This window comes from Micromonospora cynarisoli (genome assembly GCF_030518815.1).
Taxonomy (GTDB): domain Bacteria; phylum Actinomycetota; class Actinomycetes; order Mycobacteriales; family Micromonosporaceae; genus Micromonospora; species Micromonospora wenchangensis.
This window is the reverse complement of the sequence record NZ_CP130426.1, coordinates 3,730,860-3,756,882: the sequence shown is the minus strand read 5'-3', so window position 1 is coordinate 3,756,882 and position 26,023 is coordinate 3,730,860. Positions and strand designations below refer to the sequence as shown.

Annotated in this window: 20 protein-coding genes and 1 pseudogene; 15 read left to right on the top strand and 6 right to left on the bottom strand. The window is 72.8% G+C overall.

Features of this window, described 5'->3' with window-relative positions:
* Window positions 1–247 precede the first annotated feature (247 nt).
* Window positions 248–1,066: a helix-turn-helix transcriptional regulator gene (locus Q2K16_RS15895; RefSeq protein WP_302746330.1), complete on the top strand. Its 819-nt coding sequence runs from the start codon at window positions 248–250 to the stop codon at window positions 1,064–1,066.
* 12 nt (window positions 1,067–1,078) lie between these two features.
* Here Q2K16_RS15895 and Q2K16_RS15890 read toward each other — a convergent pair whose 3' ends face one another.
* On the bottom strand, window positions 1,079–1,489 hold the full coding sequence (locus tag Q2K16_RS15890; protein ID WP_145921692.1) for a DUF5319 domain-containing protein: 411 nt from the start codon (window positions 1,487–1,489) through the stop codon (window positions 1,079–1,081).
* 195 nt (window positions 1,490–1,684) lie between these two features.
* On the opposite strand from Q2K16_RS15890, the gene guaB reads away from it, so the two are divergent.
* From guaB to Q2K16_RS15875, 3 genes are all read left to right on the top strand, one after another.
* Window positions 1,685–3,247, top strand: coding sequence for an IMP dehydrogenase (gene guaB, locus Q2K16_RS15885; RefSeq protein ID WP_088645784.1), 1,563 nt, complete (start codon window positions 1,685–1,687; stop codon window positions 3,245–3,247).
* 30 nt (window positions 3,248–3,277) lie between these two features.
* Complete coding sequence (locus Q2K16_RS15880; protein WP_302746329.1) at window positions 3,278–4,396, top strand: GuaB3 family IMP dehydrogenase-related protein; 1,119 nt, start codon at window positions 3,278–3,280, stop codon at window positions 4,394–4,396.
* A gap of 148 nt (window positions 4,397–4,544) precedes the next feature.
* Window positions 4,545–5,996, top strand: a complete 1,452-nt coding sequence (locus tag Q2K16_RS15875; RefSeq protein WP_302746328.1) for a M1 family metallopeptidase — start codon at window positions 4,545–4,547, stop codon at window positions 5,994–5,996.
* A 16-nt stretch (window positions 5,997–6,012) separates the two neighbouring features.
* On the opposite strand, the gene Q2K16_RS15870 is transcribed toward Q2K16_RS15875, so the two are convergent.
* Window positions 6,013–7,131, bottom strand: coding sequence for an LCP family protein (locus Q2K16_RS15870; protein ID WP_302746327.1), 1,119 nt, complete (start codon window positions 7,129–7,131; stop codon window positions 6,013–6,015).
* 123 nt (window positions 7,132–7,254) lie between these two features.
* Here Q2K16_RS15870 and Q2K16_RS15865 point away from each other — a divergent pair, with 123 nt between their 5' ends.
* Both Q2K16_RS15865 and guaA read left to right on the top strand, forming a co-directional pair.
* Entirely contained in the window at window positions 7,255–8,964 is a 1,710-nt protein-coding gene (locus tag Q2K16_RS15865) for an FAD-dependent oxidoreductase (protein ID WP_302746326.1), read from the top strand.
* A gap of 67 nt (window positions 8,965–9,031) precedes the next feature.
* Window positions 9,032–10,588, top strand: coding sequence for a glutamine-hydrolyzing GMP synthase (gene guaA / locus Q2K16_RS15860; RefSeq protein WP_088645789.1), 1,557 nt, complete (start codon window positions 9,032–9,034; stop codon window positions 10,586–10,588).
* A 7-nt stretch (window positions 10,589–10,595) separates the two neighbouring features.
* On the opposite strand, the gene Q2K16_RS15855 is transcribed toward guaA, so the two are convergent.
* Entirely contained in the window at window positions 10,596–10,997 is a 402-nt protein-coding gene (locus Q2K16_RS15855; RefSeq protein WP_302746325.1) for a PspC domain-containing protein, read from the bottom strand.
* Window positions 10,998–11,141: 144 nt separating this feature from the next.
* On the opposite strand from Q2K16_RS15855, the gene Q2K16_RS15850 reads away from it, so the two are divergent.
* The 3 genes from Q2K16_RS15850 (at window position 11,142) to Q2K16_RS15840 (ending at window position 14,485) form a co-directional block, all read left to right on the top strand.
* Entirely contained in the window at window positions 11,142–12,092 is a 951-nt protein-coding gene (locus Q2K16_RS15850) for an NUDIX hydrolase (RefSeq protein ID WP_145921685.1), read from the top strand.
* A 121-nt stretch (window positions 12,093–12,213) separates the two neighbouring features.
* Window positions 12,214–13,188 (top strand): NUDIX hydrolase, encoded by a 975-nt coding sequence (locus Q2K16_RS15845; protein WP_302746324.1) that lies wholly within the window; start codon window positions 12,214–12,216, stop codon window positions 13,186–13,188.
* A gap of 367 nt (window positions 13,189–13,555) precedes the next feature.
* Entirely contained in the window at window positions 13,556–14,485 is a 930-nt protein-coding gene (locus Q2K16_RS15840; RefSeq protein WP_302746323.1) for a CDP-alcohol phosphatidyltransferase family protein, read from the top strand.
* 61 nt (window positions 14,486–14,546) lie between these two features.
* Here the strand turns inward: Q2K16_RS15840 and Q2K16_RS15835 are convergent, their stop codons facing one another.
* From Q2K16_RS15835 to Q2K16_RS15825, 3 genes and pseudogenes are all read right to left on the bottom strand, one after another.
* Window positions 14,547–15,794, bottom strand: coding sequence for a phosphatidylserine decarboxylase (locus Q2K16_RS15835; RefSeq protein WP_302746322.1), 1,248 nt, complete (start codon window positions 15,792–15,794; stop codon window positions 14,547–14,549).
* Between the two features lie 515 nt (window positions 15,795–16,309).
* Window positions 16,310–16,496 (bottom strand): annotated as a pseudogene (locus Q2K16_RS15830) (hypothetical protein); the annotation flags it as partial.
* Complete coding sequence (locus tag Q2K16_RS15825; RefSeq protein ID WP_302746321.1) at window positions 16,493–18,070, bottom strand: PspC domain-containing protein; 1,578 nt, start codon at window positions 18,068–18,070, stop codon at window positions 16,493–16,495. The gene Q2K16_RS15825 and the pseudogene Q2K16_RS15830, both read right to left, overlap by 4 nt.
* Before the next feature lie 168 nt (window positions 18,071–18,238).
* On the opposite strand from Q2K16_RS15825, the gene Q2K16_RS15820 reads away from it, so the two are divergent.
* From Q2K16_RS15820 to Q2K16_RS15795, 6 genes are all read left to right on the top strand, one after another.
* On the top strand, window positions 18,239–19,507 hold the full coding sequence (locus Q2K16_RS15820) for an ATP-binding protein (RefSeq protein ID WP_302746320.1): 1,269 nt from the start codon (window positions 18,239–18,241) through the stop codon (window positions 19,505–19,507).
* Window position 19,508: 1 nt separating this feature from the next.
* Window positions 19,509–20,195 (top strand): response regulator, encoded by a 687-nt coding sequence (locus Q2K16_RS15815; protein ID WP_302746319.1) that lies wholly within the window; start codon window positions 19,509–19,511, stop codon window positions 20,193–20,195.
* Between the two features lie 168 nt (window positions 20,196–20,363).
* Complete coding sequence (locus Q2K16_RS15810) at window positions 20,364–21,557, top strand: thioester domain-containing protein (RefSeq protein WP_302746318.1); 1,194 nt, start codon at window positions 20,364–20,366, stop codon at window positions 21,555–21,557.
* Window positions 21,558–22,246: 689 nt separating this feature from the next.
* Window positions 22,247–23,887 (top strand): peptide ABC transporter substrate-binding protein, encoded by a 1,641-nt coding sequence (locus Q2K16_RS15805; RefSeq protein ID WP_145921677.1) that lies wholly within the window; start codon window positions 22,247–22,249, stop codon window positions 23,885–23,887.
* 155 nt (window positions 23,888–24,042) lie between these two features.
* Complete coding sequence (locus Q2K16_RS15800; protein ID WP_088645799.1) at window positions 24,043–24,969, top strand: ABC transporter permease; 927 nt, start codon at window positions 24,043–24,045, stop codon at window positions 24,967–24,969.
* 75 nt (window positions 24,970–25,044) lie between these two features.
* Window positions 25,045–26,016, top strand: coding sequence for an ABC transporter permease (locus Q2K16_RS15795; protein ID WP_302746317.1), 972 nt, complete (start codon window positions 25,045–25,047; stop codon window positions 26,014–26,016).
* The last annotated feature ends 7 nt before the right edge of the window (window positions 26,017–26,023 follow it).

Genomic DNA, 26,023 nt, shown 5'->3' with positions numbered 1-26,023 from the left:
CCTCCCGCGCGGCACCGCGGAGATCCTCGTTGAACCGGCGTCCGGGCTGTGGTCCGCGCTGGCGTACCCCGTTTCCGGCGTGGAGCCTCGGTACCCGAACCCTCGCCGACTCACACGTGTTGAGATCGAAAACCCGAAGCCTCCTGCGGCATATGACCCAAATGTCGGAAAAGTTCAGAGGATTGCCCGGAACCTCCTCCCCGGTGGACCCCGTCATGGTCTGCTCGTGTCCGGAGAGGAGACCACCGTGCGTACCGTTCTCGTATGCGTTCGGACACCGATCGCCGCGCAGCAGTTGACCAATGCGGCGGCGCGACTCGGCCTGGCCGCGGTCGTCCGGACAGCCGTCTCCGACCCCGAGGTGATGCTGCGGCTCGCCGAGCGCCCGGTCGACGTGGTGCTGGCCGACACGGCGCTCACCCGGCCGGACAGCGCCGGCTTCGTCCGCCGGGTGCTGGCCCGCGCGCCGCAGGCCGCGGTGCTGCTGCTCGGCACCGAGGAGTCGGAGGCGGCGGCGGCCACCATCAGCGCCGGGGCGCGGGGCCTGATCCAGGGCGCCGACCACGACCTGACCAGCGCCGTGGCGAAGGCCCTGCTGCTGCTGTCCGCACCCGGCCGGTCGGCCCGGCACCGGGTCACCGACCCCGCCCGGGACACCGCCGCGGTCGGCGCGCCCCCGCGACCCGGTCGCCCGCCCGCGCCGGGCTGGTCGCCGCCGCCTGCCGACGGTGCGCCCGGCGCGCCGTCGGTGGTGCCCGTGCAGCGCGGCGACGACGAGGTCGACGGGGAGCCGGAGGGCACAGCGGTCGAGCCGGCCCCGGCCGCCGGGTTGCCGCGCCCGACCTCCGGCGCGCGCGCCGGCCGGACCTCGGCCGGGCTGACCGAACGCGAACTCCAGGTGCTGCTCGGCATGGCCGAGGGCAAGAGCAACGCGGAGATCGGGCGGGAGTTGTTCGTCTCGGAGGACACCGTCAAGACGCACGCTCGGCGGCTGTTCCGCAAGCTCGGCGCGCGGGACCGGGCGCACGCGGTGGCCGCCGGCTTCCGCGCCGGCCTGGTCGCCTGAGCGTTCCCGGGGTCAGTCGTCCGGGTCGGTGTCGTCGCCTGCGGACTCGGTGAGCGTGTCGTGCACCCCGTCGGCGTAGCCCCGGGCGTAGTCCCAGGTGACGTAGTGGTCCGGGTCGGGATCGTAGGCCGGCTCGTGCACCCGGGGCCGGCCCGAGCTGAGCAGGTGCCGCAGGTTGCCCCGGAGCAGGTCCCAGTCGAAGTAGTGCGGCTCGCGACAGTCCTCGCACTCGATGACCAGCCCGCGTACCCCGATCGGGGACAGCAGGGCTTGGTAGATCTCCAGGTCGGCGAGGTCTTCCAGCACGTCCTGCCGCTCGACCTCGGTCAGCGGGTCGAGCGGGGCGTCGTCGCCCGGATCGTCCAGCCCCGCAGCCGGATCGGCCGGGTCGCCGTTGAACGGGTCGATGGGCTCGTCGTGCACCCCCTCACCGTAGACCCAACCCTCGCCGCACGCGCCCCCCGGCGGTCGCTGTGGCGTCGCCGACCCCGACCGGTCGCCGGCGAGGGCCGCCCTGCTCAGTGGGTACGATGAGACGACTCGCCGTCACCCCGGCGTGCGCCGGTGCCGCGCGCGCCGCCTCGCTGAATCCCGTCCGAGCAGCTCAGGGGAGCAATCGTGGAGAATTCGCCCAGCACCGATCTTCCGGCCGGCGTCGACAGCGGCGAGTGGGGCGGCCACCTGCCGGAGCTGCCGGCCGGGTCGGCGCGGGTGGTGCCGCTCGGTCTGACCTTCGACGACGTGCTGCTCCAGCCCGGCGAGTCGGACGTGGTGCCCAGCCGGGTGAACACCCGCACCCGGCTCACCCGCAACGTCGAGCTGTCCATCCCGCTGCTGTCCAGCGCGATGGACACCGTCACCGAGGCCCGGATGGCGATCGCGATGGCCCGCCAGGGCGGCATCGGCGTGCTGCACCGCAACCTCTCCCTGGAGGACCAGGCGCTCCAGGTCGACCTGGTCAAGCGCTCCGAGTCCGGCATGATCACCAATCCGGTGACGGCCAGCCCCGAGGACACCCTGCGTGAGGTCGACGAGCTGTGCGGCCGTTACCGCATCTCCGGCGTCCCGGTGGTCGACGGCGAGGGCCAGCTCGTGGGCATCGTCACCAACCGGGACATGCGGTTCGTCTCCGACCCGGCCACCCCGGTCCACGCGATCATGACCCGGACGCCGCTGGTCACCGCCCCGGTGGGGGTGAGCAAGGACGACGCGCTCACGCTGCTGCGTCAGCACAAGGTCGAGAAGCTGCCGATCGTGGACGACTCGGGGCGGCTGCGCGGGCTGATCACCGTCAAGGACTTCACCAAGAGCGAGCAGTACCCGGACGCCACCAAGGACGACGCGGGCCGGCTGCGGGTCGCCGCCGCCATCGGGGTCGGCGAGGACGCCTACAAGCGGGCCCGGACCCTGGTCGACGCGGGTGTCGACGTGCTGATCGTGGACACCGCGCACGGTCACCAGCGGGCCGTGCTGGACATGGTCCGCCGGCTCAAGGCCGACGTCACGATCGACATCGTGGGCGGCAACGTGGCCACCTACGCCGGGGCGAAGGCCCTGGTCGACGCCGGCGCCGACGGCGTCAAGGTGGGCGTCGGCCCGGGTGCCATCTGCACCACCCGGATCGTCGCCGGGGTCGGGGTGCCGCAGGTGACCGCGATCATGGAGGCGGCCCGTGCGGCCCGTCCGGCCGGCGTCCCGGTGATCGGCGACGGCGGCATCCAGTACTCCGGCGACATCGCCAAGGCCCTGGTGGCAGGTGCCGACACGGTGATGCTCGGCAGCCTGCTGGCCGGCTGCGAGGAGAGCCCCGGCGAGTTGATCTTCGTCAACGGCAAGCAGTTCAAGGCGTACCGGGGGATGGGGTCGCTGGGCGCGATGCAGTCCCGGGGCCAGGCCAAGTCGTACAGCAAGGACCGCTACTTCCAGCAGGACGTGCTCAGCGACGACAAGCTGGTGCCGGAGGGCGTGGAGGGCCAGGTGCCCTACCGGGGGCCGCTGTCCCGGGTCGCCCACCAGCTGGTCGGCGGGCTGCGGCTGGCGATGGGGTACGCCGGCGCGGAGAACATCCCCGACCTGCACCACCGTGGCCAGCTCATCCGGATCACGGCGGCCGGGCTCAAGGAGAGCCACCCGCACGACATCCAGATGACCGTCGAGGCCCCCAACTACCACACCCGCTGACCCACCACCCCAAACCACCTGGAGTCCCTCATGCGTGACGTGGTCGAGATCGGGCTGGGCAAGACCGCGCAGCGCGGCTACCACCTGGACGACATCGCCATCGTGCCCAGCCGGCGGACCAGGGACGTCGACGACGTCTCCACCGGCTGGCAGCTCGATGCCTACCAGTTCGACATCCCCTGCGTCGGTCACCCGTCGGACGCCACCATGAGCCCCGCCTCGGCGGTCCGGCTCGGGCAGCTCGGCGGGCTGGGCGTACTCAACGTCGAGGGCCTCTGGACCCGCTACGAGAACCCGACCAAGGTGCTGGAGGAGCTGGCCGGGCTGGGCGAGGACGCCCGCGCGACCAAGCGGCTCCAGGAGGTCTACGCCGAGCCGATCCGCCCCGACCTGATCGCCGAGCGGGTCCGCGAGCTGCGGGCCGGCGGCAGCACGGTGGCCGTGCGGGTGTCCCCGCAGCACACCCTCGCGCTGGCCCCGGTGATCCTGGACGCGGGCGTCGACATCCTGGTCATCCAGGGCACCATCGTCTCGGCCGAGCACGTCTCGACCACCGACGAGCCGTTGAACCTCAAGGAGTTCATCGCCGACCTCGACCTGCCGGTGGTCGTCGGCGGCTGCACCGACTACAAGACGGCGCTGCACCTGATGCGTACCGGTGCCGCCGGGGTGATCGTCGGCATCGGCGGCGACGACTGGTCGACAAGCGAGTCGGTGCTCGGCATCCGGGTGCCGATGGCCACCGCGATCGCCGACGCCGCCGCGGCCCGCCGCGACTACCTCGACGAGACCGGTGGACGCTACGTGCACCTCATCGCCGACGGCGACATCCAGACCTCCGGCGACATCGCCAAGGCGCTCGGCTGCGGCGCGGACGCGGTGATGCTCGGCGAGCCGCTGTCGCTGTGCGAGGAGGCCCCGGCCGGCGGTGCCTGGTGGCACTCGGCGGCCAGCCACCCGTCGCTGCCGCGCGGGGCGTTCGAGGTGGCCGGCGAGCCGCTCGGGGAGATGGAGCGGCTGCTGTTCGGCCCCGCCGACGAGCCCGACGGCCAGCTCAACCTGTTCGGTGGGCTGCGTCGCGCGATGGCCAAGTGCGGCTACCGCGACCTGAAGGAGTTTCAGCGGGTCGGGCTGGTCCTCGACCGCTGACCCGGGTCCGCTGCGGCCGGCCGGCTCCACTACGGGGCCGACCGGCCGTACCGTCGCCCCGCTCGTCGTACAGCGTTACAGGCCCGCGGGGCCGGCCGGCTCGGTAGGCTGCGCGGACGGCGGCGGCGAACGGGGGACGAAGGTGGCCATGAGCCGGAACCGGCGAGGGCTCGCGCTGCTCGTCACCGTGGCGCTCGCCCTGGCCGGCTGCACCGCCGACCCGGACCCCCGGCGGGAACCCCGGTCGACCCCGACGCCCGGGGCGACCCCGGGCGTGACCCCAGGCCCGGCCGGCGTCGGCGACCCGTACTTCCCGACCGCCGGCAACAGCGGGTACGACGTCGAGCGGTACACCCTCAAGGTCCGCTACGACCCGGCCAGCGACGAGCTGCGCGGCGACGCCACCATCCGGGCCACCGCCGAGGCCGACCTGCCGCTGTTCCACCTCGACCTGGCCGGGCTGACGGTGCGCCGGGTGACCGTGGACGGCAGGCCCGCCCGGCACGCCCGCGAGGGCACGGAGCTGGTGGTCACCCCGGCCGCGCCGGTGCGCGCCGGCGCGACCTTCACCGTCCGGGTCGGGTACGACGGCCGGCCGGAGCCGCTGCGCAACGAGACGATCGGCGAGGGCGGCTGGCTGCACACCGCCGACGGCGCGGTCGCGCTCGGCCAACCCGAGTCGGCGAGCACCTGGTTCCCGGTCAACGACCACCCCTCCGACAAGGCCGCCTACGACTTCGAGATCACTGTGCCGAAGGGACTGGTCGCGGTCGCCAACGGGGTGCCGGAGGGGCAGCGCCCGGCGGCCGGCGGCTTCACCACGTGGCGCTGGTCGGAGGCCGCCCCGATGGCCAGTTACCTGAGCACGGTGGTGATCGGGAAGTACCGCACCACCACCGGCGAGCACCAGGGCCGACCGGTGTTCAGCGCGGTCGCCGACAGCCTGCCCCGGGGGGCCGCCGACGAGTCGATCGCCCGCACCGTGACGGTCGCCGACTACCTGGAGAGCGTCTTCGGGCCGTACCCGTTCGCGGCGTACGGCGGGGTGGTGGTCGACGAGCCCCGGATCAGGTACGCGTTGGAGACGCAGAGCCGGCCGGTCTACTCGGCCAACTTCTTCCGGGCCGGTGAGAACACCGGGGTGGTCGCGCACGAGCTGGCCCACCAGTGGTTCGGCGACAGCGTGTCGGTGGCCCGCTGGGCGGACATCTGGCTCAACGAGGGGCTGGCCACGTACGCCGAGTGGCTCTGGGCCGAGCACGAGGGCCGGGACACCGCACAGGCCACCTTCGACCAGCAGTACGCCGCCTCCGACGACGGGGTGTGGCGGGTGCCGCCGGCCGCGCCCGGGGTGGGGAACCTGTTCAGCGAGTCGGTCTACCAGCGGGGCGCGATGGCGGTGCACGCGCTGCGGGTGACCGTCGGCGACGACGCGTTCTTCCGCCTGCTGAAGACCTGGGCGACGGAGAAGCGCAACGGCAACGCCACCACCGCCGAGTTCGTGGCGACCGCCGAGCGGGTCTGCGGGCAGCAGCTCGACGACCTCTTCACCGCCTGGCTGTACGGCACCGAGCGTCCCGCCCCGCCCACCCGCCGCTGAGCGCGTCCCCCGGCGGTCAGTTCTTCACCCGCAGCTCGGGGTGGGCGTCCAGGTACTTCTCGGCGTCACCGGCCTTGAGCGCGGGCAGGAAGCCCTTGCCGACGCCGGTGAGTTGCTCGCCCCGGTAGCTGCTGCCCTTGCCCACCCCGTCACCGGGCAGCCCGACCAGGGTGATCCGGTCGGCGCTCAGCCCACCGAGGGCGTACGCCAGATCGACGATGCGGGGGCCGCCCGCGTAGACCAGGGTGTCGCCGAGCGCCGACACCACCTGCTCCACCCGGTCGGGCTGGCGGGCCAGGTTCTCGTTGAGGATCTTGGCGGCCAGCGCCCGGAGGAGCTGCTGCTGGTGGCGCTGCCGGGCGTAGTCGCCGCCGGCGATGTAACGCTGCCGGGCGTAGTCCAGCGCCTGCCAGCCATTGAGGTGCCGCTCGCCCTTCTCGTAGACCATCTGCGGACCGGTGTATCCGCCGCCGCCCGGGGCCGGCTCACGGTACTTGCCGTCCGGCCGCCGGTGCAGCGAGGGGACCCGCTGGTCGACGTAGAGGTCGACCCCGCCGAGGGTGTCGACCAGCCGGTCGAAGCCGTTGAAGGTGACCACCGCGCCGGCGTCGAAACGCAGCCCGGTGTATCCGCCGACCGTGCTGCGCAGCAGCTCGTACCCCTGGGCGGCGCTGGGGTTCTTGGGTTTGCCGGGCACCCGGCTGCCGTAGCTCATCGCGTGGGTGAGCTTCGTCCGGCCGCCCTGGTAGCCCGACTTCGGGAACTTCGGGATGTCGACCACCAGGTCGCGGGGGAGCGAGAAGAGGTACGCGCGGTCCAGCCCGGCCGGCACGTGCAGGATCAGCACCGCGTCGCCGTGCGGTTCCCAGCCGGGCACGCTGACCCGGGTGTCCACCCCGACCAGGAGCAGGTTGAGCGGGCCGGTGATCGAGGCCCCGGGTGGTGGGGTCGGGCTGGGGGTGGGGCTCGGCGTCGGGCCGGCGGTTGTGGCGGCCGGCCCGGCCGTACGCCGTGGCTCGTCGTCGCGCACCACCCGGGTGACCACCAGGGCGGCCACCCCCACCAGGACGACCACGGCCAGGGCGGCCAGTCCCCACACCCAGCGTGGTCGTCCCGTTCCGGTTTCCTGAGTCATCGCTCGCCACCCCCGTCTGCACAACGCTCCGACCGGCCCTGCGGGTTGCGGTCGGCGACGGTCAGCATGATCGCGCGAAATCCGGCACTGGCGCGATGGCTACCCGCCGGTAATGATGCGGTCATGCGGTACGACGTGCTCGTCATCGGGTCCGGCTTCGGCGGCAGCGTCACCGCGCTGCGGCTGGCCGAGAAGGGCTACACCGTCGGCGTGCTGGAGGCGGGCCGGCGGTTCGCCGACGACGAGTTCCCGCAGACCTCCTGGCGGCTGCGCCGGTTCCTCTGGGCCCCCCACCTGGGCTGTTACGGGCTGCAACGGATCACCCTGCTCCGCCCGGCAGCCCGTGGTGCCGCAAGCGGCGTGCTGGTGCTCTCCGGTGCCGGCGTCGGCGGCGGCTCCCTGGTCTACGCGAACACCCTCTACCAGCCACCGGACGCCTTCTACACCGATCCGCAGTGGCGCGACGTCACGGACTGGCGGGCCGAACTCGCCCCGCACTACGACCAGGCCGGACGGATGCTCGGGGTCACCCCGTACCCCCGGCGCACGGGCGCGGACCGGGCGATGCGGGCGGTGGCCGAGCGGATGGGGGTCGGGCACACCTTCGGGCCGACCCCGGTGGGGGTGCACCTCGGCCGCCCGGGGCAACGGGTGGCGGACCCGTACTTCGGCGGGGCGGGGCCGGAACGCACCGGCTGCACGCACTGCGGGTCGTGCATGACCGGCTGCCGGCACGGCGCCAAGAACACCCTGGTCAAGAACTACCTGTGGCTTGCCGAACGGCTCGGCGCGCGGGTCCACCCGCTGACCACGGTCACCGCCGTGCGGCCGGCCGACGGCGGGGGGTACCTGGTGCACGCCGTGCGTACCGGGGCGTGGCTGCGGCGGCGTCGCCAGGTCTTCCACGCCGACCAGGTGGTCTTCGCGGCCGGCGCGCTCGGCACCCAGCGACTGCTGCACGCGATGCGGCAGACCGGCGCGCTGCCCCACCTGTCGGACCGCCTCGGCACGTTGACCCGGACCAACTCGGAGGCGATCCTCGGCGCGTCGGTCGGCCGCCGGCAGGCTCGGCAGCGGGGGCTGGACTTCACCGACGGGGTGGCGATCACCAGCTCGTTCCATCCCGACCCGCAGACCCACGTCGAGCCGGTCCGCTACGGCCGGGGTGCGAACGCGATGGGGCTGCTCCAGTCGTTGCTCGTCGACGGCGGTCCGCGCCGGGTGCGGCGCTGGCTTGGCGCGATCGTGCGGCAGCCCCGGCTGGCCGCCCGGATGCTTTCGGTGCGGCACTGGTCCGAGCGGACGGTGATCGCGCTGGTGATGCAGTCGGCGGACAACTCGCTGACCACCCGCTGGCAGCGGGGACCGCTGGGCCGGCGGCGGCTGGTCTCCGGCCCCGGGCACGGTGCGCCCAATCCGACCTGGATTCCGGCCGGCAACCGGGCGATCCGGCTGCTCGCCGAGGAGATCGGCGGCACCCCGGGCGGGGCGTTGACCGAACCGTTCGACATCCCGATGACCGCGCACCTGCTCGGCGGGGCGGTGATCGGCGGCACCCCGGCCGACGGGGTGATCGACCCCTGGCACCGGGTGTACGGCCACCCGGGGCTGCACGTGGTCGACGGGGCGGCGGTCTCGGCGAACCTCGGGGTGAACCCGTCGCTGACGATCACCGCGCAGGCGGAGCGGGCGATGTCGTACTGGCCGAACCGGGGGGAGGCGGACCCCCGGCCGCCGCTCGGGTCGGCGTACACCCGGGTGGCGGCGGTGCCCCCGCGGCACCCGGCGGTCCCGGCGGACGCCCCCGGCGCGCTGCGGACCGACAGGCGCTGACCGGGCGCGGCACGCCCGAGGCGGCCGGTGCCCGGGGCGGGTGTGACTGTCGGTAGGCTTTGCCCACATGAGCACGCCTCGCCCCGTCCTCGTGGTGGACTTCGGAGCCCAGTACGCCCAGCTCATCGCGCGCCGGGTGCGCGAGGCGAAGGTCTATTCGGAGATCGTCCCGCACTCCATGCCGGTCGCCGAGATGCTGGCGAAGGACCCGGCCGCGATCATCCTGTCCGGCGGTCCGTCCAGCGTCTACGCCCCGGACGCCCCGCAGATCGACGCCGGGCTGTTCGACGCGGGCGTGCCGGTCTTCGGCATCTGCTACGGCTTCCAGGCGATGGCCCAGGCGCTCGGCGGCACGGTCGCCCGGACCGGCAACCGGGAGTACGGCGGCACCCCGCTGCGTCCCCGGCTGCTCGATCCGGGGGTGCTGCTGCGGGACCTGCCGGCGGACCTGCCGGTCTGGATGAGCCACGGCGACGCGGTGACCGAGGCCCCCGCCGGGTTCACGGTGACCGCCGAGTCGGCCGGTGCCCCGGTCGCCGCCTTCGAGGACCTGGCCGGCCGGCGGGCCGGTGTGCAGTTCCACCCCGAGGTGGGGCACACCGCGCAGGGGCAGGAGATGCTCCGCCGCTTCCTCTACGACATCGCCGGCATCGAGCCCACCTGGACGCCGCAGAACATCATCGACGAGCAGGTGGCCCGCATCCGGGCGCAGGTCGGCGACAAGGAGGTCATCTGCGGCCTGAGCGGCGGGGTCGACTCGGCGGTCGCCGCCGCACTGGTGCACCGGGCGGTCGGTGACCAGCTCACCTGCGTCTTCGTCGACCACGGCCTGCTGCGGGCCGGCGAGGCCGAGCAGGTGGAGAAGGACTACGTGGCGGCCACCGGCATCACGCTGAAGGTGGTCGACGCGGCCGACCGGTTCCTCGGCGCGCTGGCCGGGGTGACCGACCCGGAGCAGAAGCGCAAGATCATCGGCCGGGAGTTCATCCGGGTCTTCGAGGCCGCCGCCCGGGAGATCGCCGCGCACGGCGACGTCGAGTTCCTGGTGCAGGGCACCCTCTACCCGGACGTGGTGGAGTCCGGCGGCGGCACCGGCACCGCCAACATCAAGAGCCACCACAACGTCGGCGGGCTGCCCGAGGATCTGAAGTTCGCCCTGGTCGAGCCGCTGCGCACGCTGTTCAAGGACGAGGTGCGGGCGCTCGGGCTCCAGTTGGGGCTGCCCGAGGCGATGGTCTGGCGGCACCCGTTCCCGGGGCCGGGGCTGGCCATCCGGATCATCGGCGCGGTCGACCGGGAGCGGTTGGCGCTGCTGCGCCAGGCCGACCTGATCGCCCGGGAGGAGCTGACGGCCGCCGGCCTGGACCGGGGCGTCTGGCAGTTCCCGGTGGTGCTGCTGGCCGACGTGCGCAGTGTCGGCGTGCAGGGTGACGGGCGCAGCTACGGGCATCCCGTGGTGCTGCGCCCGGTCTCCAGCGAGGACGCGATGACCGCCGACTGGTCCCGGCTGCCCTACGAGGTGGTGGCCCGGATCTCCACCCGGATCACCAACGAGGTCGCCGAGGTCAACCGGGTGGTCCTGGACGTGACCAGCAAGCCGCCGGGCACCATCGAGTGGGAGTGAGCCGGGCTCAGCCGGCCGTCGGCGGGGTGGCTGGCGGCTGAGCCTGCGGCGTCGGTCCGCCGGCCTGCGGTCCGGTCGCCGGCCCGCCCGGCTGCGGCCAGGCGGCCGGGTCCGTCTGCGGCGACCAGGTCGGCTGCCCGGCCGGCCGGGGCTGTGCCATCGGGTCCGCCGGGTGCGGCCAGGCCGGCGCGCCGGACGGCTCCTCGGGCATCAGGAACCACATGACCGGGTACGCCAGGGCGGCGACACCGCCGGTGACCAGGGTCGCCACCGCGAACAGCACCCGGACGAGGGTGGGGTCGACGGCGAAGTAGCGACCGAGGCCGCTGGCGACGCCGGCCACCATCCGGTCGGTGGTCGGCCTGCGGAGTTGCTTGTACGGGGCGTGGGGGGTGCTCGTCGAGGTCATGTCTCCACGGTCCGCGCCGGCCGCCCCGTCGACCTCGGTGACCGCCCGGAGTCATACCCTGATCGATCCCTGAGGAGCCAGCCCTGAGTCAGGAATCCGACTCTTTTCCGCGTCGGTAACGCGACCCGGGGAGAATTTGGCTCCGTGACCACCTTGCTGGAGCCGCTCCGCAGGATCGCGGCATATGCAGTCTGTGCAGATTCAGTCGGCCGAGTGTTGCTGGTCCGCGCATCGGAGCGCTCCGGCACCCCCGGCGTATGGTCCCTGCCCGGTGGGGCGGTCGACCACGGCGAGGACCCGAACCACACAGTCGTCCGGGAGACGGCCGCCGAGACGGGCCTCTCGGTCGCCGTCGCCGGCCTGGCCGACGTCCTGGCCGACATGCGCGCCCTGCCCGAGCGGGGCATCACCATCCACACCGACCGCCTGATCTACCAGGTGTCGGTACGCGGCGGCACCCTCACCGACCGGGTGGACCGCTCCACCGACCTGGCCCGTTGGTACACCCTCGACGAGGCGCGGGAGCTGCCGCTGCGGGCCTTCACCGCCCGCGCGCTCGGGCTGCCGGCGTCCTCGGCCGACGTGGTCCCCGACGAGGCCCCCGAGTTCCCCTCCTTCTACGCCGTGCCCGGCCCGGACGGGCTGCACCGGGCGCAGCGGTTCGCCGCGTACGCGGTGGCCACCGACCCGGACGGCCGGGTGCTGCTGACCCGGGTCTCCGACGGCTACCCGGGTGCCGGCTGCTGGCACCTGCCCGGCGGCGGCACCGACTACGGCGAGCAGCCGGGCGCGGCGCTGATCCGGGAACTGGTCGAGGAGACCGGGCAGACCGGCCGGCTGGTCGAGCTGCTCGGGGTGGCCAGCCACCGCGACGCCGCCTCGCTCGGCCCGGAGGGCTACCCGATCGACTGGCACGGCGTGCGCGCCTTCTACCGGGTGATGGTCGACCAGCCCGCCCCGCCGACCGTCACCGACGTGGGCGGCTCCACCTGCGAGGCCCGCTGGTTCGCCCGGGACGAGCTGGGTGCCCTGCCCACCGACCGGCTCACCGAGGTCACCGCCGAGGCCGTCCAGGCCGCCCGGCTCACCGCCTGACCGGCCCGGCCCGCCGGCCCGTCGGTGCGACCACCGGCGGCCGGTACGACGGCACCCGCCCCGCCCGGACGACCGCTAGCCTCATGATCGACGGCGGATCGCGCGGGCGGGGGAGGGTGACGTGCAGGAGCGACGACGGATCGCGGCGTACGGCTGGTGTGCGGACGAGGCCGGCCGGGTGCTGCTGGTACCCGGGCGGAGCGCAGCCGGCGACACCACAGGCGACCCGGCGTCCGATCCGGCGGCGGGGTTCTGGCGGCTGCCCGGGGGCGTCGTGCGGCACGCGGAGCATCCGGCCGACACCGTGGTCCGCGAGTGCGCCGGGCGGACCGGATTGGCCGTGGCGGTCGCCGGGCTACGCGCCGCCGTCGCCGACCTGACCGCTGCGGACCCGGCGGACCCGGCGGGGCCGGTGCACACCGACCGGTTGGTGTTCGACGTCACGATCCCGGGCGGCCGGCCGGTGGCCACGGCGGCGCCACCGCCGGGGGCCTGCGGCGGGGACGGCCCCGGTGAGCTGGCCTGGTGCACCCCGCAGGAGGGGGCGACGCTGCCGCTGGTGCCGTTCACCGCCGAGCTGCTCGGCCTGCCCGTCCCGCCGCCTCCCGTCGGCCCGCCCCCAGGAGTGCCGGTCGAGCCGGCGCTGGTGGAGTCGGCCGACCGGCGGCAGCGGTTCGCCGCGTACGGGCTGGTCACCGATCCCGACGGGCGGGTGCTGCTCACGATGATCGCGCCCGGCTATCCGGGTGCCGGACTCTGGCACCTGCCGGGCGGGGGGACCGATCACGGTGAGCAACCGGTCGACGGTCTGTTACGGGAACTGGTGGAGGAATCGGGTCAGCGGGGTCGGGTGGACCGGCTGATGCTGGCCGACAATCTGCATAATCCGGGCGCAGTGGGCCCCGAGGGTCGGCCGTTGGACTGGCACGGCGTACGGGTGATCTACCGGGTGCTTGTCGACGAGCCGACCGAGCCGGTGGTGACCGAACAGGCCGGCGGATCGACCGCTGGCGCTGCCTGGTTCACGTCTTCCCAGCTTGGCGGCCTGGAAATGACGGACGTCGCGGCGTTGGCGACCGGGCGGGCGGTCGGCTGACGGACGCTCGCCGAGCCGATCTGGTGGTGCTCCGGTAAAGTCGGCCCTGCGGTTGGCGAAGAAAACGGGCGAGGAAGCCCGAAAAACGGACCCAGAAGTCCGAGATGGGAACAAGACAGCGGTTTGCGCGGTTAACGAGGATATAAGTACCGCCGGCAGCTATCGCCAACCACCACGCCGCTGTGCAATGGTGTACTCCGCTTGAACGGCTGCCGGGCCAAGAGCGGTCCGGCACGAGACAGCCGGACACCCGCCCGCACGGGCGGCCAGCCGATCCGGTGATGGAGGAAACGTGCCGAGAGCCCCATGGCGCCGGCGTCGTACGACTGACAGTCCGCGCCCCGCAGGGCGTCGCTGGGCGGGCCGGTTGCGCCGCAGCAGCACATTCGCCCGCCAGGTACTGCTGGTCCGGGTGGGTCGCCGGGACGGTGACCAGCTCAACGGCACCGATCTGGTCCTTCCCGAGCACCGCGTCGACCGCCAGCGTCGCCGGTACGGCTTCGACCGTCGCGGTATCACCCTCGACCGCGCCGAGATCGGGGCGGTCGTCCCGGTCAGCCCGGCCGTGGGCCCCACCGCCGGAGTCGACGAGTCGCCCGCGATGGCGATCCCGCTGCTCCCCGGCGCGCGTACCCCCGCCCGGCGGATGAAGTTCGCGCTGGTCAACGCCTGCACCCTGGCCAGCCTGGTGCTCGGCATCAACGCCATCTTCGTCGCCATGGACGGCCAGCCCCGGATCGCGGCCCTGCTGCTGATCGCCTGCGTCGTGTTCGACGGCCTCGACGGCGCGCTGGCCCGGAAGTTCGGCGTGGCCAGCCCGTTCGGCGCCCAGATGGACTCGCTTGCCGACATGTGCTCCTTCGGCCTGGCCGCCCCGGTGGTGGTCTACGCCTCACTGGCCGGATCGGCACCCACCGCCGCCGCGGCGGTCGCCGCAGCCCTGGTCGCGTCGTGTGCCGCGATCCGGCTCGCCCGGTTCAACGTCTCGCCCAAGGACGGCAGGTTCTTCTGCGGCGTACCCACCACGATGGCGGCGGCCGTGCTCGCGCTCGGCGTGGCGATCGGGCTACCGCTGCCGGCGACCGTACAGATCGGCGGGGTGGCGCTGCTCGCCTTCGCGATGGTCTCCAGCTTCCCGTACGCCAAGCTGGCCCGGCTGGTCAAGCTGCCGCCGTGGCTGTGGCTGGCCCCGGCCGTCGGCGCGCTTGTCGACATCCGGCTCACCTTCGCCCTCGTGGTGGTGGGCTACCTGGTCAGCGGTCCGCTGCTCTGGCTGCACCAGCGCCGTACCGCCTGAGCCGTCCGCAGCTACCCGACAGGGGCGCCGCGACCGCGGCGCCCCTGTTCGCGTCGTCGACTCAGCTCCAGCGGGCGATGACCGAGGAACCGCCGACCACCTTGTCGCCGGGCCCGACCAGCGGCGTGGCGGCGTCGGCCGGCAGGTACACGTCGGTACGGGAGCCGAAGCGGATCAGCCCGAACCGCTCCCCCCGGGCCAGCAGCGCCCCCACCGGAGCCCGCTGCACGATCCGCCGGGCGATCAACCCGGTCCGCTGCGCCACCACCACCGTGCCGTGTGCGGTGTCCAGCACCGTGTAGGCGGCGACGTTGTGCTCCGCGTCCGGCTTCATCGCGTTGACGAAGCCGCCGTCGGCGACGAAGTAGTCGACCACCTTGCCGGCCACCGGCGAACGGTTGACGTGCACGTCCAGCACCGACAGGAAGACCGCGATCCGCAACCACTCGCCGTCGCCGAACCGCTCGTCGTGCAGCCGTTGCACCGACAGCACCTGCCCGTCGGCGGCGGCGACCACCGCGGACGGGTCCTCCGGCACGTCCCGCTGCGGGTCCCGGAAGAACGCGGCCACCGGGGCGGCGGCGAGCGCCGGCACCAGCCACAGCTTCGACTTCGGCCGGACGACCCGGGCGACGGCGGCCAGGCCGAGCGCGATACCTGCCGCGGCGACCCCGTTCGAGTCGATGTGCATGCCCCGGGTCAGCGGCACGCTCGACGGCCGGTACGCCGGGGCGAGCCGGTCGGCCGACGCGGCGCTGGCCGGGGTGAACCGCAGGTGGTGCACCCGTACCGGCGGGGAGTTGCGCAGCACCAGGTCGGTACGCACGCCGTGCAGCACGCCGTGCCGGTCCAGCTCGGCGGCGGCCCCCTCGGTACGGAACACCGGCGCGGCGACGCTGAGCACCGCGCCGTCGGCCAGATACTTGGTGAGGCCGTCGATGGCGTCGCGGGTCTGCTCACCGGTGCCGGTGAACGGCTCGGCGGCGATGACCAGTTCGGCGGCGTCCGCCTCGGCCAGGGAGTCGACCACCCGTACCCGGTCGGCGACCCAGCGGCCCTGGGCCGTCACGTGGTCGCGCAGCGTGGCGGCGTCGGTCGTCGGGTCCGGCACGACGGTCAGCGTGTCGCCCGGCAGCAGCGCGTCGATCGCTGCGGCGAGGACCGCGGCGCCCGGGGCCGCACCCACCAGCAGGGCGGCCTTCGGGTCGTTACGTCGGGCGAGTTCGGCGACGAGGGTACGGGCGGCACGCTCGCCGATGCGGACCGGACCGGACGGACCGGAGGGGCGCACGGCGGGGGACTGGGTCATGTCGGACGGGCTCCTGACGGGGTAGACGGACGTCGCGGCGGGGCCGCCTCGGGTGCCCGGACGAGGCGCACCCGGGTCGGTGCCGGACCGCCCGGCGCGCGGCCACCGGCGGAGCCCGGCCGACGGAGGCGGGATCTCCCCGGCCAGCATACGAGCCGGCGGAGGCCGCCCGCACCGGCGCGGTCAGCTCGGCGGTCGTGGTGGGGTGCCGGGCGGACCGGTGACCGGGTCGTCGCTCGGCCACCGCAGCGTGTCCCCGTCGCCGATCCGGGCCGGCCCGTCCTGCCCGGGTCGGTGGTCCACCGCGCCCGGCCGTCCCGGCTCGTCCGTCGGGTCGCCGAGGTGCAGTTCGGCGGTGTCCCGCCAGCCGACCCGTTCGTCGGACCCGGCCACGGGGCCGCCCAGCGGGCTGCCCGTCGGGCCGCCCACCTGCCGACCCGGGTCGGCCGTCGTCGGGCCGGCCGGGGCCGGCATGGGGGTCGCGGCGCTGCCGGCGGCCACGGACCCGGTGTCGGTGGTCCGCGCCGACCGTACCGCGCCGACCAGGCCGAGCAGCCCGATCAGCACCAGCGCGCCGGCCAGGAACCAGCCGACCGCCGGCAGGGCCAACCCGAGGATCTGGGCCAGCAGCCACCACAGGGCGAGGCCGACGAAGAGCAGCCCGAAGACGAACGACACCAGGTCGGTGCGGTGGGCCTTCACCGGGTCACCTCCAGGTTGCCGGCGTTGACCTGGACGGTGAGCCGCAGCGTGCCGCCGCCGGCACCGTCCGGGCCCAGGTCGGTGACCTGCCGTGCCTGTCCCTCGAATCCGCCGCTACGTCGCCCGAACACGGTCGCCTCCCCGGCCTTGACGTTGGTCACCACGGTGACGTCCACGTTCGGCGGGACCACGATGGTGGCCTCCCCGAAGTTGACCACCACGGTGAGGTCGGTGTCCCGCTTGTCGAAGTCCACCGCGCGCAGGTCCAGGGTGGTGTCGCCGAAGCTGTTCTCATAGCGGTCGGCCAGCTCCCGGTAACTGGTCGGTGCCCAGGTGACCGCCCCGTCGACGCCCCGGACCCGGTCGTAGGACTCGGCGACGGTGGCGACGGCGAGCGCGGCGGCGGCGACCAGACCGAGGGCGATCAGCCAGCGGGCCCGTCCGAACCAGGTGCCCACCAGCAGGCCGAGCCCGATGGTGGCGAGCACCGCCGCGAAGTAGCCGGCCGCGCCGATCGGGAAGACGTCCAGCAGGTCCAGGATGGCCACCACGCCGAGGGCCAGGAAGATCAGTGAGAAGGTGGCGGCACCCAGCGCCGAGCGTTCCTTCGGCTTCTTCGGCGGCCTGACCCGGGGCGCGGGCGGGGGCGGCGGGCCCCCCTGGGCGTACGGGCCGTGCGGGGCGAACGGCGGCCGGTAGCCCGTACCTGGTGACGGCGGGACCACGGCCGGTGCGGCGGCCGGCCGACCGGGCACCGGTGGGCGGGGCGGCCAGCCCGGCGCCTCCGCCCGGGTCGCGGTGATCTCCATCGGCCGGGCCGCCGGCCAGGGCGGCGGCGCAGCGGTCGCCCCCTGCGCCGGCCAGCCCACCGCCCCGCTCGCCCGGGGAGCCGCCGGGGCACCGGCCGGGAACGGCACGGCGGGCGCGGGCGGGGTGGACGGGGCGGGCGCCGGGTAACCGACCGGAGGCACCGGCCCGGGCGGCCCGGCCGGTGCGGGTGCCGGACCGGCGGCGGCGAAGCCGGACCGGCTGTCCCGGTTGAGCAGCAGCGCGCCACCGATCAGGATCGCCGTGCCCAGCAGCACCGCCCGGAACGCGTCGGTGACGATGTAGCCGAAGCTGACCGCGACCAGGATGGTCAGCATGATCACGGTGATCGGGGACATGCTCGACCGGCCCCGCCCGAGCATCGACTCCAGCGGGGAGGCGCTGTCGCCCTCGCCCGGGATGATCAACCAGCCGGCGACGTAGACCAGGATGCCCACCCCGCCGAAGAACCCGAGCACGGCGAGCAGCACCCGCCACAGCACCGGGTCGGTGTTGGTGGCCCGGCCGATCGCCGCGCAGACCCCGGCGAGGTAACGGCCGTCGCGGGGCCGGACCAGGCCGTACCGGGAGGTGAAGCTGGCCCCGCCGGACGGCGGGGGGTAGCCACCGGGCGGTGGTGGCGTGTCGTCGCCCCCCGTGGGCGACGCGGACGCCGTGGGGTCCGGCCCGGCGGCGGGACCGGGCGGTGGCGTACCACCCGATGCGGCCACCGGAGGGTACGGCGGCAGGGCGGGGTCCTCGGTCATGACTCGATCCTGCGCCGTCGTCGGGCCGGGTTGCCTCCGGAACCGACCCTGACCCCACCCTGAGATCCCGGCGGGCGGATGTCGGGGGCGTCCCCGTGGTCGGCGGCGTCCCGGGCGTGTGACGATCGGAGCGGCACCGTACCGCCAGGTGCCCGTCCACCACCCACCGTGACCAGGGAGCCTCCGATCAGCGTCGTGACCCCGCCGCCACCCCGCCTCTACCGGGCGCCCGAGCACCGGTTGGCCGCCGGGGTGGCCGCCGGCATCGCCGACCACCTCGGCATCTCGGTGCTGCGGGTCCGCGTCGCGTTCATGGTGCTGCTCGGGCTCAGTGGCCTGGGCCTGCTGCTGTACGCGGCGTTCTGGGCGGTGGTGCCGCTGCGACCGGGCGACACCGCCACGCCGCCCCGGCGCGACCCCGGGCAGTTGCTGCCGTTCGTGGCGATCGGCCTCGGTGTGTTGCTGGTCCAGGTGATGCTCTTCGACTCGGTCGGCGCGGCGGGCACCGCCGGCTGGCTGGTGGCGATCATCGCGGTCGGCGCCGGGGTGATCTGGCACCAGTCCGCGCCGGAACGTCGCCGGCAGTGGAGCGGGTCGATGCCGGTGCCGTGGCTCGGCGCGGTGGTGGAGGAGACCGACCGGCGGGCCCTCGTGCTCCGCTTCGCCGGTGGCGCGGTGCTGGTGGCCGTCGGCATCATCGGCGTGGCGGCGGTCTACTCCCCGGTGCAGAACGTCGACGCGGTGGTCAACGGCGTGATCTTCGCGCTGGTCGGGTTGGTCGGCGTCGGGGTGGTCGCCGCGCCGGTGCTGTGGCGGACGTGGAACCAGCTCCGCTCGGAACGGGAGGGGCGCATCCGCGAGCAGGAGCGCGCCGAGTTGGCCGCCATGGTGCACGACCAGGTGCTGCACACCCTCGCCCTGATCCAGCGCAACGCCAGCGACGTCAAGACGGTGCAGCGCCTCGCCCGGGGCCAGGAGCGGTCGTTGCGCAACTGGCTCTACAAGCCGACCGCCTCGCCGACCGAGCGGTTCGCGGCGGCGCTGGAACAGGCCGCCGCCGAGGTGGAGGACACCTTCGCGATCACCGTCGAGGCGGTGGTGGTGGGCGACCGGGAGACCGACGAACGGGTGGGCGCGCTGGTGGCGGCGGCCCGGGAGGCGCTGGTCAACGCGGCCCGGCACGCCGGGGTGCAGACGGTGTCGCTCTATGCCGAGGTCGAGCCGGAGCAGGTCAGCGTCTTCGTCCGGGACCGGGGCAAGGGCTTCGACCCGGATACGGTGGAGGATCACCGGCACGGGGTCCGAGGGTCGATCATCGGGCGGATGAAGCGGCACGGTGGCCGGGCGGAGATCCGTTCCGAGCCCGGGGAGGGGACGGAGGTCCGGTTGATGCTGCCGATCAACGGCACCGGCTCCACGGCGGAAAGGGACAGCTGAGATGGCGGAACAGTCGATGGAACCGGGAACGGGCACGCCGGACCGGGCGCAACGGTTGAAGGTCTTCCTGGTCGACGACCACGCCATGTTCCGGGCCGGGGTCCGGGCCGAACTGGGGGCGCACGTCGAGGTGGTGGGGGAGGCGAGCACGGTGGCCGAGGCGGTCGCCCGGATCGCCGCCACCGGGCCGGACGTAGTGCTGCTCGACGTCCACATGCCCGACGGCGGTGGGCGGGCGGTGCTGGACGCGATGCGCCGCAGCCACCCGCAGGTGAAGTTCCTCGCGCTGAGCGTGTCCGACGCCGCCGAGGACGTGATCGGGCTGATCCGGGCGGGCGCCCGGGGCTACGTGACCAAGACCATCTCACCGGACGAGCTGACCGACGCGATCCGCCGGGTGGCCGACGGGGACGCCGTGTTCAGCCCCCGGCTGGCCGGGTTCGTGCTGGACGCCTTCGCGGCCCGGCCGGACGCCCCGGTCGCCGACCCCGAGCTGGACCAGCTCACCAACCGCGAGCGCGAGGTGCTGCGCCTGCTCGCCCGGGGGTACGCGTACAAGGAGATCGCCAAGGAGCTGTTCATCTCGATCAAGACGGTCGAGACGCACGTGTCGAACGTGCTGCGCAAGCTCCAGATGTCCAACCGGTACGAGTTGTCCCGCTGGGCGGCGGACCGACGACTCGTCTGACACCTCCCATTCCGGGAGCATCGCCCCAGGGCTGACAAGAGATCAATTCGTGTCGCATAATGCCCCGTCGCCTTCGCGCGTGCGGGTGGTGTCACGACCCCGCCCGGGGGCGACGCACACCGGCCCGCCGGGAGCGGGCCAACCCCTGGGGAGAGGTGCACGGAACTGATGTTCGGAGAACGAGGACGACGCTGGGCGGGTATCGCCACGGCGCTCGTCACCGGTGGCGCGCTGGTGCTCGCCGTGGCCGGTCCGGCCGCCGCCGAGCCGGCGACGAAGGGCGTGGCGCGGGCGGTGCCGGGCACCAGCGTCACGCTGAAGCTGGACGGTCGGGCGCAGAAGACCTCGGCGCTGGCCCTGGAGCTGAAGGACGGCACCGTGCCGGTCTTCTGCATCGACTTCCACACCCCGGTGGCCCGCAACGGCGAGTACGCCGAGGGCAGCTGGGACGAGTCGGAGGTGAAGAACCTCGGCCGGGTGCAGTGGGTGCTCACCCACGGCTACCCCAACGCCGACCGGGCGAAGCTGCTCGCCGCGGCCGGGGCGAGCCTGCCCGCCGGGCTGCCCGACTCCCGGCGCGACACGCTGCTCTACTTCGGCACCCAGACGGCCGTCTGGCACTTCAGCGACGGCATCACCCTGGGTGACTGGGAGCGGGGGCTGACCGCCGCCGCCGAGTACGACGTGATCCGCCGGGTGCACGACTACCTGGTGCGTAACGCCACCGACCAGCCGGAGCCGAAGGCCGAGCTGAGCCTGGACCCGGCCTCGGCCACCGCGACCACCGGCGGGCGGGCCGGGCCGTTCACCGTGCACGGGCCGGCCGGGGAGATCGCGCTGAAGGTCGAGGGCGGCAGCGCCGTCGACGCCGAGGGGGGTCCGGTCGGTACGACCACCAACGGCGGCCGGTTCTGGCTGACCGCCACCGCCGCCGGCCGGGTCACGGTGACCGTCTCCGCCCCGGACTCGGTCTCCTTCGGCCGGGTCTTCCTCTTCTCCGGCGGCAAGAACGCCAAGCAGAAGCTGATCCTGGGTGGCAGCACCGGCACCTCGGTCACCGCCGACGCGGCGGCGACCTTCGCCGCCGCCCCGGCCTCGCCGTCGCCGTCGGCCTCGCCGTCCGGGTCGCCGACGCCGTCCCCGTCGCCCTCGGCGGAGTCCCCGTCGCCGTCGACCCCGGCGGAGTCCTCGTCGCCGCCGGCCAGCCCGGCGCCGTCGACCTCGCCGGCCAGCAACGGTGGTGGGCTGCCGCTGACCGGGTCGCCGATCGCGCTGGCGGCCCTGGCCGGGATGGCCCTGCTCGCGTTCGGCGCGGTGGCCGTGCTGCTGGTCCGCCGTCGCCGGATCCGCTTCACCGTCTGAGGTAAGGACATTTCCGGCCCCGGCACCGCTACGGTGCCGGGGCCGGCCCGTCTCCGCCGGGGTGACCCGGGCCGGCGGGGCGGCCCCGGCGCCGTGGTGGTGGCGTCCGGACGACCCGGCGCGGACCTGCGCCGGTGTCGTCGGCCGGCCGGGCGGGACTTGCCTCCGCCCGGCGGAAGTCGCCATCATCCGGATGGTCGAGATCGGCCAACTCTCGGTGGACGTCGAACCGCCTCGACCGGACCGCGGGAAAGCTCACACTTGCTACCCGTCGGTCACTACCTGGCGGAGCAGACTTGCTGTCTTTCCTGCTCAGAGCGGTACGACCAGGGCATCTCATGATCTTTTCTCAAGTATCGGCAACATGGCGGGCAACTAACGGCTTGATAACGGCACCTTCACGTAATGGGCCGGTGGGTGTCACAGTGGCAGCACCTCACCCCTGACGTGAGGCACCCGTGTGTCCCGACCGACCACGTCACCGCTGCCCATGGCGCGGATCGTGGTCGTCGAGCCTGCCCGGGGGCCGAGTGCGGGAGTGCGGTGGCCCGGCGGATCGGTCCCCCTGGGGTGTCCCGATTTCTCTGCGGTAACCGGTGATCCGCAACACAGGATCGCCGTGCGGTGTCACCCCCCAACGTGCGTGAAACCCACGACGGAACCAGGTTAGAAAGAGGAGGCCCCTCGGAATGAGAGTCTCGAAGCGGGCGAGCGGCGCCATCGCGATGGGTGCGGCGTTCGCGCTCATCGCGTCCGGCTGCTCCAGCGGCAACGACGACGAAGGCGGTAGCGCCAGCAGCTCGGACGGTGCCATCGTCGTCGACGGCACCGAGCCGGAGAACCCCCTGGTTCCGGCGAACACCACCGAGACCGGTGGCGGCAAGATCATCGACTGGCTCTGGACCGGCCTGGTCGAGTACCCGAACAACGGTGGCGCGCCGCAGAACGCGCTGGCCGAGTCGATCGAGACCAGCGACTCCAAGGTCTACAAGATCAAGATCAAGCAGAACACGAAGTTCCACGACGGCACCGTCGTCAAGGCCAAGAACTTCGTGGACGCCTGGAACTGGGGCGCGTACTCGCCGAACGGCGCGCAGAACGCCAGCTTCTTCGCCGACATCGCCGGCTTCGCCGACGTCAACACCTCCGACCCGGACGGCGACGGCCCGAAGAAGGCTCCCGAGCCCAAGGCCAAGGAGATGTCCGGCCTCAAGGTCGTCGACGACTGGAACTTCGAGGTCACGCTCGCCGCGCCGACCGCCGTGTTCCCGACCAAGCTCGGCTACAGCACCTTCATGCCGCTGCCGGACGCGTTCTTCTCGCAGGGCGCCGAGGCCTTCGGCAAGAAGCCGATCGGTAACGGCCCGGTCAGCTTCGTCTCGTGGGAGAACAACGTCGCGATCAAGCTGACGCGGTTCGACGACTACAACCTGCGCGACAAGATGAAGATCAAGGACGTCACCGTCAAGATCTACCAGGACGACACGGCGGCCTACAACGACCTGGTCTCCAACAACCTGGACTTCCAGCAGCAGGTTCCGGTCTCCTCGCTGGCCGGCGACAAGTGGAAGGCCGACCTGGCCGACCGGGCGATCCCGTCGACCACGCCGTCCACCGGCATCATCGCGTTCCCGATCTACGACAAGCGCTTCCAGAACGCCAAGCTGCGCAAGGCGATCTCGCTGTCGATCAACCGGCAGGAGATCACCGACAAGATCTTCTTCGGTAACCGCAAGCCGGCCGACAGCTGGGCCAACCCGCTGACCCCGGGTGCCAAGCCGGGCAACTGCACCGCGTGCGCCTTCGACGTGGCCCAGGCCAAGACCCTGCTGACCGAGGCCGGTGGCTTCACCGGGCAGCTGAAGATGTACTACAACGCCGACGCCAGCCACAAGGACTGGATGGAGGCCGTCGCCCAGCAGATCAAGACCAACCTGGGTATCGACGCGGTCGCCGTCGGTGTGCCGACCTTCGCGGTCTTCCGGCAGAACATCAACGCCCACAAGATGGACGGCGCCTACCGCGCCGGTTGGCAGCAGGACTACCCGGACGTCGAGAACTGGGTCAACCCGCTCTACGTGACCGGTGGTTCCTCGAACGACGGTCTCTACAGCAACCCCGAGGTGGACGCCCTGGCCAAGCAGGCCAGCTCCGCCCCGAGCCTGGAGGCCTCGCACGAGCTGTTCGCCAAGGCGGTCGAGAAGATCGACCAGGACGTTCCGTCGATGCCGATCTACTTCGGTGGCCAGCAGTCCGGTCACTCCGAGAAGATCAAGAAGATGGAGCTGACCAACGTCGGCGAGCTCGACATCACCTCCGTCGAGCTCTGATCCGAACGGTCTGACCCCGGGTCGGGCTCGCCTACCGGTGAGCCCGACCCGGGGCCGTTCCGCGAGTGGGTGCACCCCACCCCTCGCCACGTTGTCGCCACCCGTGTCGGCCGCACCCCCGCCCCCGGCACACCCCTTGTCAGGAGGACCACCCCATGGGCCGTTATCTGGTGAGACGGCTGCTCCAACTCGTCCCGGTGTTCATCGGGACGACGCTGATGATCTACCTGCTGGTGTGGAAGGTCCCCGGGGACCCGTTCGCCGGCAAGTGCGGTGACCGTGGCTGCCCGGACAACTACCGGGCCATGATGACCGAGAAGTTCCAGCTGGATCAGCCCTGGTTCGTGCAGTACGCCACCTACATGAAGAACCTCCTGCAAGGCGACTTCGGGACCACCTGGTCGGGGCGCGACGTCGGCGAGATCATCTCCACCGCCTACCCGAACACCCTCAAGCTGGCCCTGGTGGCCCTGATCATCGAGGGTGTCATCGGCCTCACCGCCGGTGTGCTCACCGGCCTGCGCCGCAACGGCTTCCTGGACAACCTGGTCCTCGTCTCCACGCTCTTCCTGATCGCGCTGCCGGTCTTCGTGGTCGGCTTCGTGCTCCAGTGGTTCTTCGGGGTGAAGCTGGGCATCGTCAAGCCGACCGTCTCCAACGAGATGCGGATCTCCGAACTACTCCTACCGGGCTTCGTGCTGGGCAGCGCGTCGATGGCGTACATCGCCCGGGTGTCGCGCACCAGCATCGCGGAGAACCGGCGGGCCGACTACGTGCGTACCGCGATCGCCAAGGGGCTGCCGATGCGCCGGGTGGTCGGCATCCACCTGCTGCGCAACTCGCTGATCCCGGTGGTGACCCTGCTCGGCACCGACCTCGGCGCCCTGATGGGCGGCGCGATCATCACCGAGGGCATCTTCGGCATCAACGGCATCGGCCGCACCGTGCTGCGGGCGATCGTCACCAAGGAGAGCGCTACCGTTGTCTCCATCGTGGTCGTGCTGGTGCTCGTCTACCTGGTGATGAATCTGCTGGTGGACCTTCTCTACGCCGCGTTGGACCCGAGGATCCGCTATGAGTGAGCGCAGCAGCGAACGAACCGTCATTGCAGTGTGCGCGGGCAACCAGGCCGGCGCCGAGCGCAGCGAGGTGCAGGCATGAGCGACCCGAGTGCCGCTTCGATCGTGAGCACGCCCCGTCCCGAGCAGTTGACCGAGGCAAGCTCTCCGGCCACCGCCGGACCCGCCGGCAAGAAGGAGAAGCCGCGCAGCCTGCTCGGTGACGCCTGGCTCGACCTGCGTCGCAAGCCGCTGTTCTGGATCTCCGCCGCCTTCATCGTGCTCTTCGTGGTGATGTCGGCCTTCCCGTCGCTGTTCACCTCCGGCGACCCGGACAACGGCGTGCTGGCCCTCAGCCGGGTCGAGCCGTCGTCGGACGCCTGGTTCGGCTACGACGTGCAGGGCCGCGACGTCTACGCCCGGGTCATCTACGGCGCCAACGCCTCCATCGTGGTCTCGCTGCTCTCCACGATCGGCACCCTGCTGATCGGTGGGACGGTCGGCATCATCGCGGGCTACAAGGGCGGCTGGATCGACGGCCTGCTCTCCCGGATCACCGACATCTTCTTCGGTCTGCCGTTCGTGCTCGGCGCGATCGTCATCCTCACCACGTTCAACGGCGCCGGCTCCAACAACGGCGAGTGGGAGATCAAGTTCCTGGTGATCGGCTCGCTGGTGCTGCTGAGCTGGCCGGTGGTGATGCGGCTGATGCGTTCCTCGGTGCTCGCCACCAAGGAGGCCGACTACATCGTGGCGGCCCGCGCGATGGGTGCCAGCACCGGCCGGATCATCTTCAAGCACCTGCTGCCGAACTGCCTGGCACCGCTGCTGGTCTACGGGACGATCATGATCGGCTCCTTCATCGGCGCCGAGGCCACCCTCTCCTTCCTGGGTATCGGCCTGCAGAGCCCGGTGGTCTCCTGGGGCATCATGATCAATGAAGCGCAGAACTACCTCCGGGTCTCGCCCTTCCTGCTCTTCTTCCCCTCCGCGTTCCTCGTCACCGCCGTGCTGAGCTTCGTCATGCTCGGCGAGGCGGTCCGCGAGGCCCTCGACCCGAAGCTCCGATAGGGGAGAC

Excerpts from the sequence above, each read along its gene's own strand:
- Q2K16_RS15880 (WP_302746329.1), top strand. The coding sequence starts at position 3,278 with ATGCGTGACGTGGTCGAGATCGGGCTGGGCAAGACCGCGCAGCGCGGC.
- Q2K16_RS15870 (WP_302746327.1), bottom strand. The coding sequence starts at position 7,131 with ATGACTCAGGAAACCGGAACGGGACGACCACGCTGGGTGTGGGGACTG.
- Q2K16_RS15855 (WP_302746325.1), bottom strand. The coding sequence starts at position 10,997 with ATGACCTCGACGAGCACCCCCCACGCCCCGTACAAGCAACTCCGCAGG.
- Q2K16_RS15865 (WP_302746326.1), top strand. The coding sequence starts at position 7,255 with ATGCGGTACGACGTGCTCGTCATCGGGTCCGGCTTCGGCGGCAGCGTC.
- Q2K16_RS15805 (WP_145921677.1), top strand. The coding sequence starts at position 22,247 with ATGAGAGTCTCGAAGCGGGCGAGCGGCGCCATCGCGATGGGTGCGGCG.
- guaA (WP_088645789.1), top strand. The coding sequence starts at position 9,032 with ATGAGCACGCCTCGCCCCGTCCTCGTGGTGGACTTCGGAGCCCAGTAC.
- Q2K16_RS15875 (WP_302746328.1), top strand. The coding sequence starts at position 4,545 with ATGAGCCGGAACCGGCGAGGGCTCGCGCTGCTCGTCACCGTGGCGCTC.
- Q2K16_RS15795 (WP_302746317.1), top strand. The coding sequence starts at position 25,045 with ATGAGCGACCCGAGTGCCGCTTCGATCGTGAGCACGCCCCGTCCCGAG.
- Q2K16_RS15815 (WP_302746319.1), top strand. The coding sequence starts at position 19,509 with ATGGCGGAACAGTCGATGGAACCGGGAACGGGCACGCCGGACCGGGCG.
- Q2K16_RS15810 (WP_302746318.1), top strand. The coding sequence starts at position 20,364 with ATGTTCGGAGAACGAGGACGACGCTGGGCGGGTATCGCCACGGCGCTC.
- Q2K16_RS15800 (WP_088645799.1), top strand. The coding sequence starts at position 24,043 with ATGGGCCGTTATCTGGTGAGACGGCTGCTCCAACTCGTCCCGGTGTTC.
- Q2K16_RS15835 (WP_302746322.1), bottom strand. The coding sequence starts at position 15,794 with ATGACCCAGTCCCCCGCCGTGCGCCCCTCCGGTCCGTCCGGTCCGGTC.
- Q2K16_RS15825 (WP_302746321.1), bottom strand. The coding sequence starts at position 18,070 with ATGACCGAGGACCCCGCCCTGCCGCCGTACCCTCCGGTGGCCGCATCG.